This window comes from Serratia sp. L9 (assembly GCF_050632285.1).
GTDB lineage: Bacteria > Pseudomonadota > Gammaproteobacteria > Enterobacterales > Enterobacteriaceae > Chania.
This window is the reverse complement of record NZ_CP192591.1, coordinates 1,080,952-1,101,765: the sequence shown is the minus strand read 5'-3', so window position 1 is coordinate 1,101,765 and position 20,814 is coordinate 1,080,952. Positions and strand designations below refer to the sequence as shown.

The window sequence follows — 20,814 nt, the reverse complement described above, 5'->3', positions numbered from 1 at the left end:
GAACAACCCGCGCAACTATCGGCGAGCAGCCTGACGCTTTCGCCAGCCGATCAATTGAAGCGGTTGTGGCAAACGGATTGCCCGTATTCTGCATCAGCAGATGAACCCCCGCGCCATTTCTTGTTATGGCGAAGCGATGCCAGCCCCCAACAAGCTGGCATCGGATAAACCTTACTTTTCCAGTAATTGCATATTTACGCAGTTTTCTTTTACCGTGCCGGTCAGCGCAGCAATCAGGTTATCCACGGCGCATGCGGCCATACCATAACGGGTTTCATGGGTCGCGGAACCAATATGCGGCAGGGCAACCACGTTAGGCAACTTCAGTAGCGGCGAGTCGACCGGTAATGGCTCCTGCTCGAAAACATCCAGCCCGGCGGCGTGAATAGTGCCATTCTGCAAGGCGTCGATCAGCGCTTGCTCATCCACCACCGGGCCACGGCCCGCGTTGATCAGAATGCCGCTCTGCTTCATTTTCGCCAGTTGTTCACGGCCAATCATATGGAAGGTTTCGTCGGTCAACGGCAGCGTAATACAGATAAAGTCAGATTCGGCCAGCAGCGTATCGAGATCGCAGCGGCGGGCGTTGAAGCGTTGCTCGGCCTCTTGATGAGTGCGGCGTGCGTTATACAGCACCGGCATACCAAAGCCAAAGTGTGCACGTTGCGCCAGTGCCAGGCCGATGCGACCCATGCCGAGGATACCCAGAGTTTTATGGTGCACGTCAACACCGTACCAATCCGGCCCGATACTGCCCTGCCATTCGCCCGATTTCACCCGCTCAGCCACTTCTACCACCCGGCGCGCGCTGGCCAGTACCAGGCTCATGAGGGTGTCGGCCACGGTTTCGGTCAGCACGGTGGGGGTATGCATCAATAACACGTTGTGGGCGTTGAGCGCTTCGACGTCAAAGTTGTCGTAACCCACGGAGATGGTTGAAGCCGCACGCAGTTTAGGTGCCCGTTGCAGAAAGGTTTCGTCAATCTTGCCGCCGGAACCGAGGATCCCTTCGGCCTGTTGCAGGGCCTGTTCCAAGGCTGCCGAGTTATCTGGATGCAAGCCATCAAAGGCATGCACGGTGAAGTACTGGTCCAGCCGTTCACGCAGATCGTCAGGAATAGTTTTGTACAACACAATGGATGGTTTCATCACAAACTCCAAAATCCCCTTCGTCTTGCAAGCTGCAGCGTTGTTGGCTATCAGCACACCCCCAGTCACTGACCTTAGTAAGCTCCGGGGGATGTACGTATCTGCCGCCTAGCGGCAACTTGAAATCCATTGGGCATTATATTCAATAGAACACAAAGTATAACGAGATCAGGCCATTTTTGGCTGAGCTTCGTTGCTAGTGGGCTTAACGATCAGCGTCAGTCCTACGGCGGCCAACAGCGCAATCGCCATAAACATGTAAGAGGCTGCCGGGCTGCCGGTGGCCCCGTTCAGGTAGCCGACAAACCAGGAACCGAAGAAGGAACCCAGCGCACCCATGCTGTTGATCAGCGCCATGGCACCGCCAGCGACGTTTTTCGGTAGCATTTCAGGAATGATGGCGAAGAATGGGCCATAAGGGGCATACATGGCGGCACCGGCAACCACCAACAGGCCGTAAGAAATCCAGAAGTGATTTGGCCCAATGGCATAAGAACCAAAGAACGCCAACGCGCCAATCAGCAGTAGCGGCCAGACAAACAGCTTGCGGTTCTGCATTTTGTCCGATGCCCAGGAAACCACGATCATCGCAATGGTCGCCGCCAGATAAGGCACAGAAGAAAGCCAGCCGGCTTCGACCATGCCCATCTGCATGCCGCTACGTAGAATGGAAGGCAACCAGAGCACGAAGCCATACACACCGATGCTCCAGGCGAAATATTGCATGCACAGCAGGATCACGTTGCGGGAGCGGAAGGCTTCGCCGTAGTTACGCACGGCTTTGATGCCTTTCTGCTCTTCCTCCAACTGTTGTTGCAGCGCCAGCTTCTCTGCATCACTCAGCCAACCGACCTGGGCCGGTTTATCTTTCACCAGTACCCACCAGCAGAATGCCCAGATCACCGCTGGAACCCCTTCAATGATAAACATTTCACGCCAGCCAAAGGCGTGGATCAGGTAGCCGGAGACCACCGACATCCACAGCACCGTTACCGGGTTGCCGAGGATCAGGAAGGTGTTGGCACGCGAGCGTTCAGACTTGGTAAACCAGTTGCTGATATAGATAAGCATCGCTGGCATCACTGCCGCCTCGACCACGCCGAGCATAAAGCGAATGGCCGCCAGCATCGGGATATTGCTCACCATCCCGGTTAATGAGGCGCAGCCACCCCACAGGATCAGGCACCAGAAAATCAGTTTTTTTACGCTACGGCGTTCGGCATAGATGGCGCCGGGGATTTGGAAGAAGAAGTAGCCCAGAAAGAACAGGGCACCGAGCAATGACGACATGCCCTTGGTGATGCCGAGATCGTCATTGATACCGGCAGCGGAGGCAAAGCTGAAGTTAGCTCGATCCAGATAGGCCAGGCTGTAGGTAATAAACACGATGGGCATGATGTACCACCAGCGTTTTGCCGCAACGGTTGCTGTATTCATGTTCAGGTTCCTATAGATGTTCTCCTGGCGAACCTGGTTGTAGGGCCAGAGGCGTGCGCCGTGTGGAGAAGCCGGTTATGTTGGATTATTTATTCCGCCAGTGTGGCCCGGGTTGGCAGCCCTTCGCTGTCGCCGATGGTCTGGATTGCCAGCGAGCCGATCTTATTGCCGCGTTGCACCGCCTGTTTCAGCGTTTTGCCTTCCAGCAGGGCGCTCAATGTACCCACAGCAAAGCCGTCCCCGGCACCCACGGTGTCAACGACGTTGGTCACTTTAACCGCCGGAACCGTAGCACGATCGCCTGCCGCCGTTTTATACCAGGCGCCATCCGGGCCAGTTTTAATGATGACCGCCTGCACCCCACGCTCCAGATAGAAATCGGCGATACCTTCGGCGGTAGATTGCCCGGTCAGGATCTGGCCCTCTTTCAGCCCTGGCAGCACCCAATCGGCGGCATAAGCCAGTTTGTTAAGTTGGTCGATCATCACCTGCTGGCTAGGCCACAGTACCGGGCGCAGGTTGGGGTCGAAGGAGATGGTTTTGCCCATGGCACGCATCTCTTGGGCGGCGAAATGGCACAGCTCCAAAGACTGGGGGGATAAGGCCGCAGCCACGCCGCTCAGGTGTAAATGGCGCGCGCAGGCAAAATAGTCGCGGTTAAAATCGGCAGTGGAAAGATGGCTGGCCGCTGATCCCTTACGGAAATACTCTACAATGGGATCGGTTCCATCGGTGTTTTTAGATTTGAGCTGAAAACCGGTTGGAAAATGACCATCAACGCTAACCTGGCGGGCGTTGATGCCCTCCTTTTGCAGCTGTTGCAGCGTAAAGCGGCCAAAGGAATCATTGCCAACCCGGCTAACCCAGCCGACGCTCAGGCCCAGGCGGGCCAGCCCGATCGCTACGTTCAGTTCGGCCCCGGCAATACGCTTGGTAAAGTTCTCTACCTCGGCCAGATCGCCGGTTTCTGCTGCCACAAACATCGCCATGGCTTCGCCCAGTGTCACCACGTCTAACGGGGGATATGCTGTCATCATGCTTGCTCCGACCGTAAAAGTTCGACGTAGTGACGAGTGACCGCTTCCAGATTGTCGCCTTGTAGCGGGAATTCGATGCCACGTGGCACATCCTGCGGCAGGCGGGCCAGCAGCTTGCGCCAGCTACCCTCGGTCTCATCCAGTGCAATCGCCCGCCAGCCGCGAGGGCCTTGGGTTGCGGCTTTAACATGAATATAGCCAACCTGATGCGCCAGCTTTTCTGCGGCGGCCAAGGCGTCTTGCCCCACCCAATGCCAGTTAGCCATATCGAAAGTCATGCCAACCGGCAGTGAGTTCTCTTCGACCGCATGGAAAAAGGCGTTCAGCAGCGGCAGAATGCCGCAGTCTGCAGTTTGATCGTTTTCGACCATCAATTGGGTTGGGTATTGCTCCAGCACTATTTTCAATTCGGTAAAATCAAAGCCTGGCCGGTAATGGCCCAGAGATAGCTTGAGCCGGCTGGCGCGCAGAATTTGCGCTTCTGCCAAAAAGGCTGGCAGGTTGGGGTTCAGGGTATGCTGAGGGGTAAACAGCGCCTCAGGCGCTGAATAGACTGCACAGAGCTGATGCTGTTCTAGTGCCTGTGCCAGGGCTGGCAGGCAGTCCAGTTCCTGCGGAGAAAGCAGTTCACGGCGGATCTCCACGCCATCTGCTCCTGCGTTGGCGATAAGCGGCAACAGCGACGCCTGGCCACCCAGTTGCTGGACTTTTTCGCTGCCGTAGGCGTTGGTCACTACGATGATTTCTTGCTTCATATGGGCTCCTGAGGTGGGAGGATCGCCACCGCTATTGATGCCATCACGGTAAATGGAACCGGTTCCATTGAGAAGTGGCAGAATGAAGAAGTATGATCGCAGTCACGGAGTTGGCTGAAAAATAGCCGATATGAGGAGCCCCATCTGGGGACAAGGTTAGCGCTGGGTTGAACCGCGCACGATCAGTTCGCCGGAGAAAACCTGCTCGCTAACCGGTGCATCCATCCCCTGGATACGCTGCACCAGTTGTTCCAATGCGGCGTGGCCTATCTGGTAAGTGGGTTGTTTCAGCGTGGTGATACCGACGCCCGCCAGCTCTGCCCAGTCTAGTTCATCAAACCCCAGCAGGCCGATATCGTTGCCCCATTGCATGCCTAGGCGGCGCATGGCGCGCGCAACCTGCAACGTGAGAGCGCCGTTGGCGGAGATCACCGCTTTGCGCATACCCCGGTGGCGCGTACTGAAAGCCTGCAATACTTCTTCCAGGTTTTTACCGTCACTGAGCGGGGTTTCTGCCTGTTCGGCGGATAAATCCGGATGCTTGGCCATGGTCTGGCGAAAAGCATCCAGCCGTTCGAGGCGAGTATTAACGGTGCCAATCGGTTCACTGAGGAACAAAATGGCTTCAAAACCTTGCTGCAACAGGTGCTCCGTGGCGGTAGTTGTTGCCTGCGGATTATTCAAACCCACCACATCACAGGCGAAATCCGGGATTTTGCGGTCGATCAGCACCATCGGCAGCATCGATTGTTGCAGCATGAATAGTGCATCCTCACGCATGCCCACCGCATTCACCACAATACCTTCCACCCGGTAACTGCTGAGCAGTTGCAGGTAATGCTGCTCCTGATTGACCTCGTTATTGGTGTTACAGACCAGCAAAGTAAAACCGTGCAGGCGGCAGGCGGCTTCGATACCCCGCATGACGTCGACGGAGTAGGGGTTGGTGATATCGGCAATGATCAGTCCAATCAGCCGCGTTTGCCCACCTTTCAGGCTGCGGGCCATCTGGCTTGGGCGATAATCGAGCTGCTGGATCGCGGTTTCGATACGTTGCTTCAGAGCGTCGGAGAGCAAATGTTTTTCACCATTGAGATAGCGCGACACGCTGGTTTTACCCGTTTGGGCGTGCTTTGCTACATCGCTGATGGTGGCGCGTACTGAAGTGCGCGTGGTTTTATCATTGCTCACAGCCGATCTCCCCGGTGTTTGATTGCCAAGGAGACTAACACACCCGGTGCAAAGCCGGGAATGACCGATGTCAGGATGTGGGCCGGCGTGGCGGAAATGAAAATGCGGGGCCAGGCCCCGCAGGGTATTACTGCAGCGGGCTGAGGGTTATTTCAACGCGGCGGTTTTGTGCTTTGCCTTCCGCGGTGTTGTTAGAGGCAATCGGGTTATCCGGGCCAGCACCGGTAGCGCGGATACGGTTGGCCGCTACCCCTTGGGTGATCAGTGAGCTGGCCACTCCGTCTGCACGCTGTTGCGACAGCGTCATATTATGTGCGCGTGCCCCGGTGCTGTCCGTGTAACCCACCACGTTGACGGCGGTTTTTTCATATTCTTTCAAAACCATCGCCACGCCGGTCAGGGTATTGGCGCCCGCCGGTTTCAGCGTGCTGCTATCGGTATCAAAAGTGACGTTATTGGGCATATTCAGCACGATATTATCGCCTTGGCGGGTCACACTGACGCCGGTCCCTTTCATCTTGTCACGCAGTTTGGCTTCCTGCACATCCATATAATAGCCGGCACCACCACCCAGTGCGGCCCCTGCGGCGGCACCGATCAGTGCGCCTTTGCCGCGGTCTTTTTTCGATGAAGAGAGCACGCCGATACCGGCACCCAGAGCTGCGCCAACGCCAGCGCCAATACCGGATTTACCGGCTTCTGATTCCCCGGTGTAAGGGTTGGTGGTACAGGCTGACAGCGCCATGGTTACGGCTACTGCACCAGCAATAATCGCAATGCGTTTTTTCATTGTTTCTTCCTTAAGTGGCAGTGAGATCTGCGCGCGCAAACCCAATATGGGTGTGCTAAATCATCGGCATTCTACAGCGAGCGCTCAAAGTACAGCGCTAATAAGACGTGCTTTCTGGTCGGCAGTTCCGGGAAAAGCGTGACAAATTATGTACCTGTAAAAAAGTACGCGTTTCCGGCAGGGCAAGTTAGCCATCAAATGACAGAAAGGGAACCAGAGAAAACTGAATCAGCAGGGAGAGAGCCGGACTTTCGGATAAGTAGCCCCTCTCAAAGGTTGAGAGGGGCGTTAACAACGATTAGGTCAAACTTTCGCCGTTGCTGGCAATCACGCGGCGATACCAGTCAAAGCTCTGCTTCTTGGAACGGGCGAAGGTGCCGCTGCCATCGTCGTGCTTATCCACATAGATAAAGCCATAGCGTTTGCTGTACTGGCCGGTGGTGAAGGACACGCAGTCGATGCAACCCCAAGGGGTGTAACCCATCAGTTCGACACCGTCTTCGATCACTGCTTTCTTCATCTGCTCAATGTGGGAACGCAGGTAGGCGATGCGGTAGTCATCGTGGATTTTCCCTTCAGAATCGGGTTTATCCACCGCGCCAAAGCCGTTTTCAACCACAAAAAGCGGTTTCTGATAGCGTTCATACAGAATATTGAGCGTATAGCGCAGCCCAACCGGATCGATCTGCCAACCCCAGTCAGAGGCTTTGACATACGGGTTCGGTACGCTGCCTTCAAAGCCAGCCAGCGCGGTGCCAACGCCAACGGCATCGGCCTGCACCGCGTTACTCATGTAGTAACTCAGGCCGATATAGTCGGCACAGCCTTCGCGCAGCACCTGCTCATCTTCCGGCTCCATCTGGATGTGATACCCCTTGCGTTGCCACTCGTTAACAATGTACGAAGGGTAATAGCCCCGCATATGCACATCGCCAAACAGGAAGCGTTCACGCATGGCTTCCTGCGCGCGCATCACATCGTCCGGGTTACAAGAGAACGGATACAGCGGCACCATGGCAATCATGCAACCGATCTGCAGTGCCGGGTTGATGGCATGCCCCAACTTCACCACCTGAGCGCTGGCGACAAACTGGTGATGCAGCACCTGATACATACACTCTTCCGGATTGGGCTCTTGTGTGAAGATCACTCCTGAGCAGCAATAGCCGAACAGCGGGGTTTTCCAGTTACGCTGGTTGTTAATTTCGTTGAAGGTCATCCAGTACTTCACTTTGTGCTGGTAGCGTTTGAGCACTACCTCGCTGAAGCGCACAAAGCAATCCACCACTTTTCGGTTCTTCCAGCCGCCGTACTCTTTCACCAAATGCCACGGCATCTCGAAGTGTGAAAGCGTGATCACCGGCTCGATGCCGTATTTCAGCAACTCGTCAAACAGGCTATCGTAGAACGCCAGCCCAGCCTCGTTTGGCTCAAGCTCATCCCCCGCGGGAAAATGCGCGACCAGGCAATCGAGGTACGAAAACATTTGAAACCCATTTCGGCAAACAGCGCGATATCGCCTTTATAGCGATGATAGAAATCCACCGCGTCGTGGTTGGCATAGAGATAACCCGGCTCAATACCGTCGGTGATGGTCCGATCTACACCGTGAGCACCGCTGGCAAGTACGTCAACAATGCTTGGGCCTTTGCCGCCCTGATCCCAGCCGCCTTCAACCTGATGCGCCGCCACTGCGCCGCCCCACAGGAAATCTTCCGGTAACTGTTTCTTCATAACTCTGCTTCTCTTGTGTCGATGAATTTATGCCATTTCAGGCTTGGTGAGCGGTGTCGCTTTGGCCGGTAAGTCTTCTTTGAAACCAGCCAAATAGGTAAACACGGCCCCCAGAACAAAGGCCACGCTGATCGACAGCAACAGCCCAAGGAACTGTGGCATGTGCCCCTCTTTAAAGAATACCGGTAGCACGGCAATGCCCGGCAGGCAGTAACTCCAGGACACTGCATTGAAAGCCCCGGCAATCGAACCGCCTATTGCCCCGGCCAGGCAGCCGCAAATCATGGGCCGTTTGAGGCGCAGGGCCACGCCGTAAATCGCGGGCTCGGTGATGCCAAACAGACCGGTCATGCCCGCAGACAGCGCCACGCGCTTCATTTCCGGGTCTTTGGATTTCAGATAAACGCCGAGCACGGCACCGGCCATGGCAAATACCGGTGAGGCTTGCAGGCCGGTAAAGGTGTCATAACCCAGGGTGGCATAGTTGCCCACGGTGACCGGGGTGATCCCCCAATGAACGCCTAGCGTCACCAACGGCATCCACATTGCACCAACCACAAAACCGGCAATGGATGGGCTCAGGTGATACAGAGTGTTGTAGACGCCCCCGATCGCGCCGCCAATCATGTTGCCGATCGGGCCAAAGGCCAGCAGCGTCAGCGGCACCATAATTGCGATACAGAACATCGGTGTGAACAGGTTACGGATCACCAGCGGCAGAATACGTTCAAAAAAACGCTGCACGTAGGACATGATCCAGACCATCAGGATGATGGGGATCACCGAAGCGGTATAGCTGAGATATTGTATCGGCATGCCCAGGAAGGTGAGCGGATCGGCGTTAATCGGAATACCCGCGACTTCTGCCAGCACCCGGGCAATCTGCGGGTTATTAACGGCCTCCTGCATCAGCGCCTGCATGGCCGGATCGGCCGAGTTCACCAACAGGATTTTATTGGCGGTGAGCATGTTCATATAGTCTGGTGAGACCAACGCACAGGCGGCAATGACCGCGGTGAAAGGGTTGACGTTGAATTTTTTTGCCGCTGTAAAAGCCACCATTACCGGCAGGAAGGTGAAACCGGTCCAAGAAACAAAGTTCAGGATACGATAAGTACCACTGGCCGGATCCATCCAACCCAGGGCGGCAAACAGCGAGATTAACCCCTGCAATACCCCGCAGGCGGCCAAGGGATAGAGGAAAGGGGCAAAGATGCTGGAGATGATATCCATCAAGCGGCTGACGATACCGACATTCGGTGCGCGGGTGTCCGTATTTTCATCCACGTTGATAAGCTTGAGCACTTCCTGATAGGCATCACCGACGTGGTTACCGATCACTACCTGCAATTGGCCACCGGATTCGATGACGGTAATAACGCCTTTAACGCGTTTAAGAGTGTCTTTATCTGCCTGGCTATTATCTTTTAATACAAACCGCAATCGAGTAGCGCAATGTGTGATATTAATCACATTATTATCACCGCCAATCAGGCGCACGATCTCTTTTGCTGAATCAGCATAATTAATTGCCATCAACGTAACTCCATCTGTGGGGGGACAGAAAAAAGGCTTTTTATAAGACATCCGGTGAGTTCAATTCAGGATAGTAGCAAAGTGGAAAGGATTGTCACTATATAACAAAATAGCACCAAAGTGATTTGTCACAATTAAAAAACAGCATGTTATTTTGGTGTTTTTTAAATATACAATTAGTGCCCGAGATTTTTGGCCAGCTTTTTTCCAATAGCTTCCAGCATGTAAATTACCGGTACCTGAGTGGTAATATCATACTCGCTGGCAATCCGGATCTGCGGCATATGATAAGAGAGATTGAAATCCGCCATGCGTGCCAGTGAAGAGGTTTCGCTATTGGTGAGGCTGACTATTTTACAGTTATGCAGGCTGAACTGGCTGGCCAGTTTGAGGATCTCCGGCGTTTCTCCGGAGACGGATAAAATAATCGCCACTGCGTTCTTATACATATCGGTGCTTATCGGGTAATAGGGATCATCAATATAATTGCTGAATTTGCCCACGTTAGAGAAGAAACGTGCACCATACTTACCCAAAGTACCAGACGTGCCCGCCCCGACAAAAATTATACGGTCTGCTGCGGTGATATGTTCAGCGGCACGAGTAATTAACTGCTCAAACTCTTCGTTATTAATACTTTTGAAAAAGCTGACAATTTCGCTGACGCCGGAGGTTGGCAACAATTTATCCTCTTGCTCCAGATATAATTTAAAGCGAATACGGAATTCTGAATAACCGCTGCAGTTCATTTTTTTACAAAAACGCAATACCGTGGTGGTGGATACCTTGGCGCCATCCGCCAGTTCACGGATGGTCATATACATTACCTGGTCTTTATTTTTGATGACGTAGTTATACACCATCAATTCGAGTCCGTTGAGCGTGGATAAGGCGATATGGGTAAACATGCGGGATCCCGTTGACAAGGTAAGCCGCCAAAGTACCAGAAGCGGGCAGGGATGACAAAGCCTGCCCGTTACGGCTCGGGGGGTTGCAGTTCGGCACTGGCCCAGTTCATGATCAGCGTATAGGCCTGGGTCTCCTGGTTGAACTGGCGCTGCATTACACGAAAGCCGTGCTTGTGATAGAAACCGCAGGCCCGCAGATTCTGCTCGTACACTTCCAGACTCAACCAGGCGTGGGATTGCTGCACGTACGCCATCAGCGCTGCTCCCACTCCCTTGCCGTGGAATAGGTGCTCTACAAACAGTGCGCCAACAAAACGCTCATCCAGCACGCTGATAAAACCGACAATCTGCCCGTTATGCAGGTAAACCCAGGTTCTGGCGCGTGGCAGATAGCTTTCACGCACCACCTGGGCACTTTGTTGCCAGTAATCTGCTGCCACATACGGATGGGCGCGGGTGGTGCTTGCCAACCACAATGCCATCAGCGGCTCAAGGTCTGCCGGGCAGGCAATGCGGATCTCGTCTTTCACTGTTTTGGATAGCACAGGCAATTGGTAACGTGATCGTTCACCAACCCACTGGCCTGCATAAAGGCATAGCAGATGGTCGAGCCGATAAATTTGAAACCGCGCTTTTTCAGCGCTTTGGACATGGCATCGGAAAGTTCCGTTTTGGCAGGCACTTCGCTCAGCGCCTGCCATTTATTCAGCAGCGGTTTGCCTTCGACAAATTGCCAGATAAAGGTAACAAAGTTATCGCCCGCCGCTTCCATGGCCAGATAGGCTCTGGCGTTGGTGATGATGGCTTCAATCTTGCCGCGATGGCGGATGATCCCGCTATCTTGCAGCAGGGTTTCGACGTCCTGTTCGGTCATCGCCGCGACGCGCTGTGGGTCGAAGTTATGGAAGGCGCGGCGGTAGTTTTCACGCTTTTTCAACACAGTGATCCAGGAAAGGCCAGCCTGCTGGCCTTCCAGGCACAGCATTTCGAATAGTTCGCGCGAGTCGGTGGTTGGTGTACCCCATTCCTTGTCGTGATACTCAAGATACAACGGATCGGTGGTCACCCAACCGCAACGTTCACTGTTCATATTGCTGTTCCTTATGCTGTGTTTATTTACAGCTAATATCACCTGAAGCTGCCAGCTTGGCAAGTCTATGGAGGGTTTTCTCATCAGTTGGCTTGACGTTGTGTGAAAGCCCGCAATATTTACTAGATGGCTGCGGTGATAACGGCCAACGATAAGAAAGGTGCTTCTTTTATTTTCTGGCTCTCAGGAGTCTATTAATGCCTCTGATAAAACGATGCGTGCCTCGCCCGGCGATGCTTACCGTAGTGTTAGCTTTTTGCCTCAGTGCTCCGGCGCAGGCTTACGATCAACTTTACGTGTTTGGTGACAGCTTGAGTGATACCGGCAACAATGGCCGATTCACTTATGACAGCAATCAACATCTGTTGTATGACGAAATCCTGGGCCAGCGGATTGGTGCCGCGCTGATTGCGTCGGACAACGAAGGCTATAACTATGCTGCTGGCGGCGGTGTGGCCGTACCGGGGCTTAACCCGGCGGACAATACCCAGGATCAGGTGCAAAATTATCTTGCGCGGGTCAATGGCCAGGCCGGGGCGGAAGGGCTGTATATTCATTGGATTGGCGGCAACGATCTGGCTGCTGCTGCCATGAACCCGGACACCGCACCGGAAATGGCTTATACCAGCGCTGCTGCGGCGGCTAGCCAGGTTCGTTCTTTACTGAATGCCGGTGCCGGGACGGTGATAGTCCCCACGGTGCCAAATATCGGCTCGACTCCCCAACTGATGGAACTGATTATCCAGCAGGCGCTTGGCCCGGTGCAGGGGGCGGCGATCCAGGCGGCTTACGCCAGGCTCAATGCCCTGGCGACGCCGGATACTGCTTCGCGCCAGGAAGCGATTCACCAGGCGCTGAGTGCCGCTGCGCAATTCGGCAGCATCAATCCGCTGGAACAACAGGCGATTGCTGCGCAACTGATCGCCGCTTTTGACACTTTCAGCGCTCAGGCAGGCCAGCTTACCGATTTCTATAACCAGAACGAGGATCGCCTGCTGGCAAAGGGCGGCGGCAATATCGTGCGGGTAGATATCAATAAACTGTTCAGTGAGGTGATCGCCAACCCTGGGCAGTTTGGTTTTACCAATACCGCCGGTATGGCCTGCCCGGCCGGTGTTTCTTCGGCGGTGTGCAGCTCAGCGATGCCTGGTTTTAACACCGAACAGTCTTATCTGTTCGCCGATCATTTCCACCCCAGCCCGCAGGCCCACCAGTTGATTGCCGACTATATGCAGGCGGTTCTTGATGGCCCGGCACAGGCGGTGGCGCTTAATCAGGCGACAGCGGCCTTCGCACGTGACAGCCGCGCCACTCTCGACAGCCGTTTTCAGCAGTTGCGATCCGGCGGTAACCCGCCAGGGTCTCTGGGAGTATTCGGCGGTTATGCCGGGCAACATTATGACTACTCTGCCAATAAGGTGGCAGGGGATGGTAATGCCACCACGCATAATCTAACGGTAGGCGTGGACTATCAACTGAGCGATGAATGGTTGATTGGCGCGTTGGTGTCCGGCTCCAATGACGATCAGCAACCTTCCAGTCGTTACGAATACCAGGCGCGCGGCCTGATGTTCTCCGCGTTCAGCGCCCTGACGTTGTTTGAGCAAGGATGGGTAAATGCCGATTTGCACTATGCCAGCGTGAACTACGATGATATTCGCCGCAGTATGCAGCTTGGCTCACTGACGCGAACGGAAACCGGTGACACAAATGGTAAACAGTGGGGCGCGCGCGTTACTGCTGGCTATGATTTCCCGCTCACGTCATACCTGACGACCGGACCGATGGCCCAGTTCGCCTGGGATTACAGCAATGTCTCAGGATATAGCGAAAATGGTGATGACAGCACCGCGATGCGTTTTAACGATCAAACTTACCATTCGCAGATTATGGCCTTGGGATGGCGGCTGGATACCCAGCTTGGCAGAGTTAACCCGTATGCCGAGGTGAGCTATCAGCACCAGTTTGGTGATGATGTCTACCGGGCCGGTGGTGGTTTGAAGTCGACACAAACGTCATTTACCCGCGATAGCGCAGGCCAGGATAACAATTGGGTGGATGTGACTTTAGGGGCGAATATGCCACTGACCGAGCAGGTGGCGGCCTTTGCAACCGTTTCGCAGACCGGCGGTTTGAGCAGCGGTGAACAGTTTATGTATAACGTTGGGGTCAGTGCCCGGTTCTGATGCTCTTTTCCAGCGGGTCTGAAGCACCAGGCCTGGTGGATAGGGTTTTGTTAAGCCTGTTTAATCCTTTGTCTACGTGACGGGAATCACAAAACAGCCAAAAAAATACGGCGCTGCAGCAGACGGAGCAAGCCCAGGCGCGACCAAAAAATAAACCATTTCATTTCAATTGAGTAAGGTAATTTTCAGGTGTATATCTGTACTGGACATTTCGCCTGTTTTTGGCTGAAATTGCAGATTTTTCTTAGGAATCAAAGGTTATAAGCAAAAGCTTACTCTTATGGTTATTTACATGCCCTAGGAAAAAGTATAGTGTTCGACTGTACTTTAGTAGGGGGATTTACGGGGGCTAAACCAGATGTTAAAGAAAAATAAAGCCGCCGCGTGATTTATTTGCCAACACCAGGGAATCCAGTTTAATCAATACGATAGGCTTACCATAACCCCCGCCCCCCGCTCTTTCCAACAAAAACGTTTGCCGTGAAGCGCTCGCTTTTTCTTGGTAAGCCTGTACTTTCCAGCCAAGTAAAATCGTATTCATCTTTCTTTCTCGGGTCCAATGAATCAACTTATCTGTTACCTGAATGGGTTGCTCAATGTGACTATATTATTTCCTGCTTTATAGCAATTATATGGATGGTTATATCGAGTTATTGCCAATGTAATTAAAATCCCTCCCTCAGGGCAGGTTGACAATTAGTCGCCGTTACATTCGGCAAGCAGGCTATGTTATACTTCTCCTTTCTTTCAAGGAGATGTATCGTGTCCAGCCCATTTTTCGATAATGAATATATCAATGAAATTGTAAAGGAAAAATTAAGGAGCAGACTCGTTAAGTTTAACGGTGTAAAATACGCTTATGCGATAATGAATAAAAGAAATCCGGCCAACTTTTCAATTATCTCCGATGGAATTAGCTGGTTCGAAATCTACAAAAAGAATAACTTCCAGTTTATCGACCCAGTACTGATCACCGCAGCGAATCGAGTCACTCCCTTTCCTTGGGACGAAAATATCAAGGTCAAGTCGGGGGTTAAATTTTCGAAACTCTTTGAGGCTGCCAAAGAGCATGATGTGGTTAATGGCTATACGTTCATTCTTCATGATGCTCATAATAACCTGGTGGTATTGTCTTTCCTGTTGGATAACCCAAGTGCCGACAAGATAGAAGAAATAGAAAAAAACAAAGACAAGCTGCAAATGTTATTGATGACGACGCATGAAGAATTAACCACCCTTTATCAGGAACTGAACAGCCCCGCCTATTTTGACAAAATAAACGACAAGGAAATTTTCTCCGCTCGTGAGAACGAAGTGCTCTACTTGGCAAGTATGGGGAAATCCTATCAGGAAATTGCGCAGATATTAGGCGTGAAGCTGACGACAATAAAATACCATATGGGTAATGCAGTGCAAAAACTGGGTGTCACCAACGCCAAACATGCCATCAGGCTAGGGGTAGAGTTGCAGCTTATCCGCCCTACCCTCAGTGAGGCATCACAATGAGGCTGTTTGCTGCAAACCACCGGCGCCAACTGGCCATTTCTGCCGAAGATTACACTTGTTGCGGGATTCTGGCTGTATATCTTACGGTCAACGGGTATACTGGCCCATTCTATTAAATCCACTTGTATCGCGTGCGAATTCAACATGCAAAAGTTTGATACCAAGACCTTTCAGGGTCTGATCCTGACACTGCAGGACTATTGGGCGCGCCAAGGCTGCACCATCGTTCAACCCTTGGACATGGAAGTTGGCGCGGGGACCTCTCATCCTATGACGTGCCTGCGTGCACTGGGCCCAGAGCCAATGGCTACTGCCTACGTGCAACCTTCACGTCGCCCGACCGACGGTCGTTACGGGGAAAACCCGAACCGGCTGCAACATTATTATCAATTCCAGGTGGTGATTAAGCCATCGCCAGAGAATATTCAGGAACTGTACCTGGGTTCGTTGAAAGAGCTGGGCCTGGATCCGACCATTCACGATATCCGCTTCGTAGAAGACAACTGGGAAAACCCGACGCTCGGCGCATGGGGTCTGGGTTGGGAAGTGTGGCTGAACGGGATGGAAGTCACCCAGTTCACCTATTTCCAACAGGTTGGTGGAATGGAGTGCAAACCGGTCACCGGTGAAATCACCTACGGCCTGGAACGTCTGGCGATGTACATCCAGGGCGTGGACAGTGTCTACGATCTGGTATGGAGCAACGGCCCATTAGGGGTGACCACTTACGGCGATGTGTTCCATCAGAATGAAGTAGAGCAGTCTACCTATAATTTCGAATACGCCGATGTCGACTTCCTGTTCACCTGCTTCGAGCAGTATGAGAAGGAAGCGCAAACCCTGCTGGCCTTGGAGAAACCACTGCCGTTGCCTGCTTACGAACGTATCCTCAAGGCTGCCCATACCTTCAACCTGCTGGATGCGCGCAAGGCGATCTCGGTTACCGAGCGTCAGCGTTATATCCTGCGTATTCGCACATTGACCAAAGCCGTTGCCGAGGCCTACTACGCTTCTCGCGAAGCGCTGGGCTTCCCGATGTGTAATAAGCCAGTTTTAGAAACAAAGAGCAGAGGTAGCCATGACTGAACAGACTTTTCTGGTGGAAATCGGCACCGAAGAGCTGCCACCGAAGGCTCTTCGCTCACTGGCTGAAGCCTTTGCCGCGAATTTTACCGCTGAACTGGATAACGCTGGCCTGCAACATGGCGAAGTGAACTGGTTTGCCGCTCCACGCCGTTTGGCGCTGAAGGTGGCTCATCTGAGCGCTGCGCAGGCTGATCGCGAAGTCGAAAAACGCGGCCCGGCGATTGCCCAGGCGTTCGATGCTGAAGGCAAACCGAGCAAAGCGGCCGAGGGGTGGGCACGTGGTTGCGGTATCACGGTCGATCAGGCCGAGCGTCTGGTGACCGATAAAGGCGAATGGTTACTGTACCGCGCCCATGTGAAAGGCTTATCTGCACAGCAACTGCTGGCCGGTATGGTCGGCACGGCACTGTCCAGGCTACCGATCCCGAAACTGATGCGCTGGGGCGATAAAGAAACCCAGCTCGTCCGTCCGGTGCATACCGTGACAATGCTGCTGGGCGAAGAACTGATCCCAGGCACCGTTCTGGGTATTGATTCAGCCCGTACCCTCCGTGGCCACCGTTTTATGGGCGAGCCAGAATTCACTATTGATAGCGCCGATCAGTATCCGCAACTCCTGCTGGAGCGTGGCAAAGTGGTCGCCGATTACCAGGCGCGCAAGGCCTTGATCAAGCGTGATGCCGAATTGGCCGCACAGCAGATGGGCGGTAAAGCCGATCTGAGCGAGAGCCTGCTGGAAGAAGTGGCTTCATTGGTTGAATGGCCCGTGGTGCTGACCGCGAAGTTCGAAGAGAAATTCCTGGCGGTACCGGCGGAAGCGCTGGTGTACACCATGAAGGGCGACCAGAAGTATTTCCCGGTGTACGACGCCGCGGGTAAGCTGCTGCCGAACTTTATCTTCGTGGCCAATATCGAATCAAAAGACCCGCAGCAAATCATCTCCGGTAACGAGAAGGTGGTGCGCCCGCGCTTGGCCGATGCTGAGTTCTTCTTCAATACCGACCGCAAGAAACGCCTGGAAGACAACCTGCCGCGTCTGGAAACCGTGCTGTTCCAACAGCAACTGGGGACCTTGCGCGACAAGACAGACCGCATTCAGGCGATGGCAGGCTGGATCGCTGGCCAGATTGGTGCCGATGTCACCCACGCCACCCGTGCTGGGTTGCTGTCGAAGTGCGATCTGATGACCAATATGGTGTTCGAATTCACCGACACCCAAGGCGTGATGGGGATGCACTACGCGCGTCACGATGGTGAAGCTGAAGACGTCGCTGTTGCGCTCAACGAGCAGTATCAGCCACGCTTTGCCGGGGACGAACTGCCGCAGTCGCTGGTGGCTTGCTCACTGGCTATTGCCGACAAGATGGACACCCTGGCTGGTATCTTCGGCATCGGGCAACATCCGAAAGGCGATAAAGATCCGTTTGCTCTGCGCCGTGCCGCACTGGGTGTGCTGCGCATTATCGTTGAGAAGAACCTGCCGTTGGATCTGCAAACCCTGACCGAAGAGGCCGCGCGCCTGTACGGCAGCAAGTTGACCAACACCAATGTGGTGAATGATGTCATCGACTTTATGCTGGGCCGTTTCCGTGCCTGGTATCAGGAAGAAGGCCATGCGGTGGATACTATCCAGGCCGTATTGGCGCGCCGCCCAACCAAACCGGCAGACTTTGATGCGCGGGTGAAAGCCGTTACTCACTTCCGTACTCTCGAAGAAGCGGCTGCGTTGGCTGCTGCCAATAAGCGTGTTTCCAACATCCTGGCTAAATCCAGCGATGTGCTGCTGGATCATGTTCACGCTTCGGTATTGAAAGAACCGGCGGAATTGAAGCTGGCAACCCATCTGGTGGTGTTGCGCGATAAGCTGGAGCCTTTCTTTGCAGAAGGCCGTTATCAGGAAGCATTGGTTGAGCTGGCTGCCCTGCGCGAAACCGTAGATGCGTTCTTCGACAGCGTAATGGTCATGGCAGAAGACGAAGCGGTGCGGGTGAACCGCCTGACGCTGCTGAGCAAGTTACGTGAGTTGTTCTTGCAGGTTGCGGATATTTCCGTGCTGCAGTAAGGCTGAGAAGCTTAGAAAAAAGCGCCTGCGGGCGCTTTTTATCTATGGCGATACCCGCGAAACGCTCTGCCTTTCTGGGGCCGAAAGTGGAATCGCGTATCGTATCGCAGGCAGTTGATCTATTCTTATATACCTTATGGATTTCAAGTTGCAGTCAGGCGCCCAACTTACTCATTCCCTGGAGCCGACTGACGTCAGTGATTGCGGGATGTGTGAGTGCCGCTGTAGCTTGAAGGACGATGGGTAGAGTCGCACGGAGTGCAGCAGGGGGCATGGAGCCTGATAAAAAGTACGTTTATAACAGGAGTTATGTCACATGGCGGTAGGGATCCAGAGCAGAGGCTTCGCGCGTTGGTTGGCACCGATATTGGCATTGTTGGTGGTTATGCAATTGACCGCCTGCGGCGATAAAGAGCCGGAACAGCGCAAGGCATTCGTAGATTACTTACAGAATACGGTCATGCGTAGCGGCGTACATATTCCGACGCTGAGCGAAGATCAAAAGCAGAAATTTGGTGCCTATGCGGGTGATTACGCCATTCTGGTGGGCTTTTCCCAGCAGTTGACGAAATCGGTCGAGGCCAGCCTGATCCCGGCGCTGGATCAGATTAATCAGATCCGTACTGCGCAAGACTACATGAGCAAGCGCGATACCTTGCAGCAGTCAGTGGGAGCATTGAACCTGTTGGGGCAGCAGATCCAGTCGGCGAAGTCACAGGCGGATACCGCTCGTACAGCGTTGAAACAGCCGGACGATCTGAAGGCAGTGTATAACCAGGCGTATGACAAGATTGTCACAGCACCGGCCAATGCATTGATGCCAACCATCCCCACCACCGCAGGGTTCGTGCAAGAACTGGTGCAGGTAGGGGATTACCTGCAGGCTCAGGGTAATCAGGTGAGCTTCAACAACGGCGGCGTACAGTTCCGTACGCAGCAGCAGGCGGTGCAGTACAACACCATGATGTCTAATCTGGTGGCCAAACAGCAGGATTTGTTGAACGCACAGAAAACCGTGCAAAATGTGATGCAGTAACCTTGCGTTTAGACGGGTGCAGTTAATTGCGCCCGTCTGTTTAATTAATTGCCAAATAGCCAAATCTACCTATTTTTTCGTTTCTTCCTAATGCGGTATCAATGCGGGCCTCACCTTTATTCAACCCTGCCTGTACGCGTCGACGCAGGGAAGGATCCCGGAAACAGTCCAGCATAAACAATGCATCTTTCGATGAGTCCAATCTCTCTCTGCGCCTTTGCCAGACCATTTTGTTTCGGATAGCTGGCCAGCTTTTTCATCATCAGTGATGCTGTTACCGTTCCCTGCTTTATAGAACTTGCCAGACGCAGCACCTCATGCCAGTGGGTTTCAATTTCCTTTAGATTCAGGCTGGTTGTGGAGATAATTGACTGAAGCCTCGGATACAACTCAGTTTTCCATGAATAAACAGCCGCTTGTCATGAAGATCACGGATCCTTGGCGCAAAAGCGAATCCGAGCAGATGCATTAGCGCGAAAACATGCTCAGTGAAACCTGCGGTATCAGTGTAATGCTCTTTAATTTCCACGCCTTTATCCGATATATCAACATCGGGCAAATCACCGGACAGCGCCATCGCATTCACTTCCTCCAGGCGCAATGACAGAAGCGCCATACGGTTCTCGATGTATTCATGGCAATCGGCCGCAATAGCAAGGGGAGCTGGTTATCCCGGAGTGATTTTTCAAAATCGCCAGATGAGATCAGATAATCATCGAAGTTTCTGTAGCGGCGTGATCCCTATACCCAGATGTCTCCTGAACATAAGGCTCCCTTCAGTTCATTCAGCACGCAAAATTCGTAATATTTCCGGTCAATGCCGGTAGGGTGATTACAACCTTTCTCCAGCTTTCCTGGATTAACCCGACTGCTTGATCGCCTGGAAAATGGCGATGTACTGATTGTCACTAAACTTGACCGGCTCGGACGCAACGCGATGGATATCAGAAAGACGGTTGAGCTGCTGGCTGATTCTGACATACGGGTTCATTGCCTGGCTCTGGGTGGTGTTGATCTCACCAGTCCCGCAGGAAAGATGACGATGCAGGTGATTTCAGCTGTGGCAGAATTTGAGCGGGATCTGCTGCTTGAGCGCCCCCTTCGGGTATTGCGAGAGCAAAAGCAGCAGGTAAGCGGTTCGGGCGTCCTTCCACACTAAACGAAGAACAGCAACTTACTGTGATTGCGCGTATTGATGCCGGAATTACTATCAGTGTCATTGTGCAGGAATTTAACACCACCCGGAAAACCATACTCCGGATAAAGGCAAGACAGCAATAATAATACTGGGTGGCAATACAGCGACAAAGC

Annotated in this window: 16 protein-coding genes and 3 pseudogenes; 6 read left to right on the top strand and 13 right to left on the bottom strand. The window is 53.4% G+C overall.

Features of this window, described 5'->3' with window-relative positions:
* Window positions 1-171 precede the first annotated feature (171 nt).
* The 11 genes and pseudogenes from ghrB to ACQ86O_RS05105 form a co-directional block, all read right to left on the bottom strand.
* Entirely contained in the window at window positions 172-1,149 is a 978-nt protein-coding gene (gene ghrB, locus ACQ86O_RS05155) for a glyoxylate/hydroxypyruvate reductase GhrB (protein WP_431224384.1), read from the bottom strand.
* Between the two features lie 168 nt (window positions 1,150-1,317).
* Window positions 1,318-2,586: an MFS transporter gene (locus ACQ86O_RS05150; RefSeq protein ID WP_431224383.1), complete on the bottom strand. Its 1,269-nt coding sequence runs from the start codon at window positions 2,584-2,586 to the stop codon at window positions 1,318-1,320.
* Window positions 2,587-2,675: 89 nt separating this feature from the next.
* Window positions 2,676-3,620, bottom strand: a complete 945-nt coding sequence (locus tag ACQ86O_RS05145) for a sugar kinase (protein WP_431225654.1) — start codon at window positions 3,618-3,620, stop codon at window positions 2,676-2,678.
* A complete protein-coding gene (locus ACQ86O_RS05140; RefSeq protein ID WP_431224382.1) occupies window positions 3,620-4,378 on the bottom strand; it encodes a sugar phosphate isomerase/epimerase family protein in 759 nt (252 codons plus the stop codon). The genes ACQ86O_RS05145 and ACQ86O_RS05140 overlap by 1 nt, the downstream gene beginning before the upstream one ends.
* Window positions 4,379-4,534: 156 nt before the next feature.
* Window positions 4,535-5,569, bottom strand: a complete 1,035-nt coding sequence (locus ACQ86O_RS05135; RefSeq protein WP_431224381.1) for a LacI family DNA-binding transcriptional regulator — start codon at window positions 5,567-5,569, stop codon at window positions 4,535-4,537.
* A gap of 127 nt (window positions 5,570-5,696) precedes the next feature.
* The gene (locus tag ACQ86O_RS05130; RefSeq protein WP_431224380.1) at window positions 5,697-6,359 is read right to left on the bottom strand and encodes an OmpA family lipoprotein; all 663 of its coding nucleotides are present in this window, start codon (window positions 6,357-6,359) and stop codon (window positions 5,697-5,699) included.
* 298 nt (window positions 6,360-6,657) lie between these two features.
* Window positions 6,658-8,093 (bottom strand): annotated as a pseudogene (locus ACQ86O_RS05125) (6-phospho-beta-glucosidase).
* A gap of 27 nt (window positions 8,094-8,120) precedes the next feature.
* Window positions 8,121-9,629, bottom strand: coding sequence for a PTS transporter subunit EIIC (locus tag ACQ86O_RS05120; RefSeq protein ID WP_431224379.1), 1,509 nt, complete (start codon window positions 9,627-9,629; stop codon window positions 8,121-8,123).
* Between the two features lie 176 nt (window positions 9,630-9,805).
* Window positions 9,806-10,537 carry a MurR/RpiR family transcriptional regulator gene (locus ACQ86O_RS05115; RefSeq protein WP_431224378.1) on the bottom strand — a complete coding sequence of 244 codons (732 nt, stop codon included), beginning with the start codon at window positions 10,535-10,537 and terminating at the stop codon, window positions 9,806-9,808.
* A 68-nt stretch (window positions 10,538-10,605) separates the two neighbouring features.
* A complete protein-coding gene (locus ACQ86O_RS05110) occupies window positions 10,606-11,088 on the bottom strand; it encodes an N-acetyltransferase (RefSeq protein WP_431224377.1) in 483 nt (160 codons plus the stop codon).
* Window positions 11,064-11,627 (bottom strand): DNA-3-methyladenine glycosylase I, encoded by a 564-nt coding sequence (locus ACQ86O_RS05105; protein ID WP_431224376.1) that lies wholly within the window; start codon window positions 11,625-11,627, stop codon window positions 11,064-11,066. The genes ACQ86O_RS05110 and ACQ86O_RS05105 overlap by 25 nt, the downstream gene beginning before the upstream one ends.
* A gap of 233 nt (window positions 11,628-11,860) precedes the next feature.
* Between ACQ86O_RS05105 and ACQ86O_RS05100 the strand changes: the two genes are divergently transcribed.
* Window positions 11,861-13,813, top strand: coding sequence for an autotransporter outer membrane beta-barrel domain-containing protein (locus ACQ86O_RS05100; protein WP_431225653.1), 1,953 nt, complete (start codon window positions 11,861-11,863; stop codon window positions 13,811-13,813).
* Window positions 13,814-14,174: 361 nt separating this feature from the next.
* Here the strand turns inward: ACQ86O_RS05100 and ACQ86O_RS05095 are convergent, their stop codons facing one another.
* Complete coding sequence (locus ACQ86O_RS05095; RefSeq protein WP_431224375.1) at window positions 14,175-14,354, bottom strand: hypothetical protein; 180 nt, start codon at window positions 14,352-14,354, stop codon at window positions 14,175-14,177.
* A 221-nt stretch (window positions 14,355-14,575) separates the two neighbouring features.
* Here ACQ86O_RS05095 and ACQ86O_RS05090 point away from each other — a divergent pair, with 221 nt between their 5' ends.
* From ACQ86O_RS05090 to ACQ86O_RS05075, 4 genes are all read left to right on the top strand, one after another.
* Window positions 14,576-15,319 (top strand): helix-turn-helix transcriptional regulator, encoded by a 744-nt coding sequence (locus ACQ86O_RS05090; protein WP_431224374.1) that lies wholly within the window; start codon window positions 14,576-14,578, stop codon window positions 15,317-15,319.
* A 144-nt stretch (window positions 15,320-15,463) separates the two neighbouring features.
* Entirely contained in the window at window positions 15,464-16,405 is a 942-nt protein-coding gene (gene glyQ / locus ACQ86O_RS05085) for a glycine--tRNA ligase subunit alpha (RefSeq protein ID WP_431224373.1), read from the top strand.
* Window positions 16,398-18,467: a glycine--tRNA ligase subunit beta gene (gene glyS / locus ACQ86O_RS05080; protein WP_431224372.1), complete on the top strand. Its 2,070-nt coding sequence runs from the start codon at window positions 16,398-16,400 to the stop codon at window positions 18,465-18,467. The genes glyQ and glyS overlap by 8 nt, the downstream gene beginning before the upstream one ends.
* Window positions 18,468-18,783: 316 nt before the next feature.
* Complete coding sequence (locus tag ACQ86O_RS05075; protein ID WP_431224371.1) at window positions 18,784-19,503, top strand: DUF3053 domain-containing protein; 720 nt, start codon at window positions 18,784-18,786, stop codon at window positions 19,501-19,503.
* 58 nt (window positions 19,504-19,561) lie between these two features.
* Here ACQ86O_RS05075 and ACQ86O_RS05070 read toward each other — a convergent pair.
* Window positions 19,562-20,041: pseudogene (locus ACQ86O_RS05070) on the bottom strand (Tn3 family transposase); the annotation flags it as partial.
* 306 nt (window positions 20,042-20,347) lie between these two features.
* Here ACQ86O_RS05070 and ACQ86O_RS05065 point away from each other — a divergent pair.
* A pseudogene (locus tag ACQ86O_RS05065) lies at window positions 20,348-20,784 on the top strand (recombinase family protein); the annotation flags it as partial.
* Window positions 20,785-20,814: the final 30 nt, after the last annotated feature.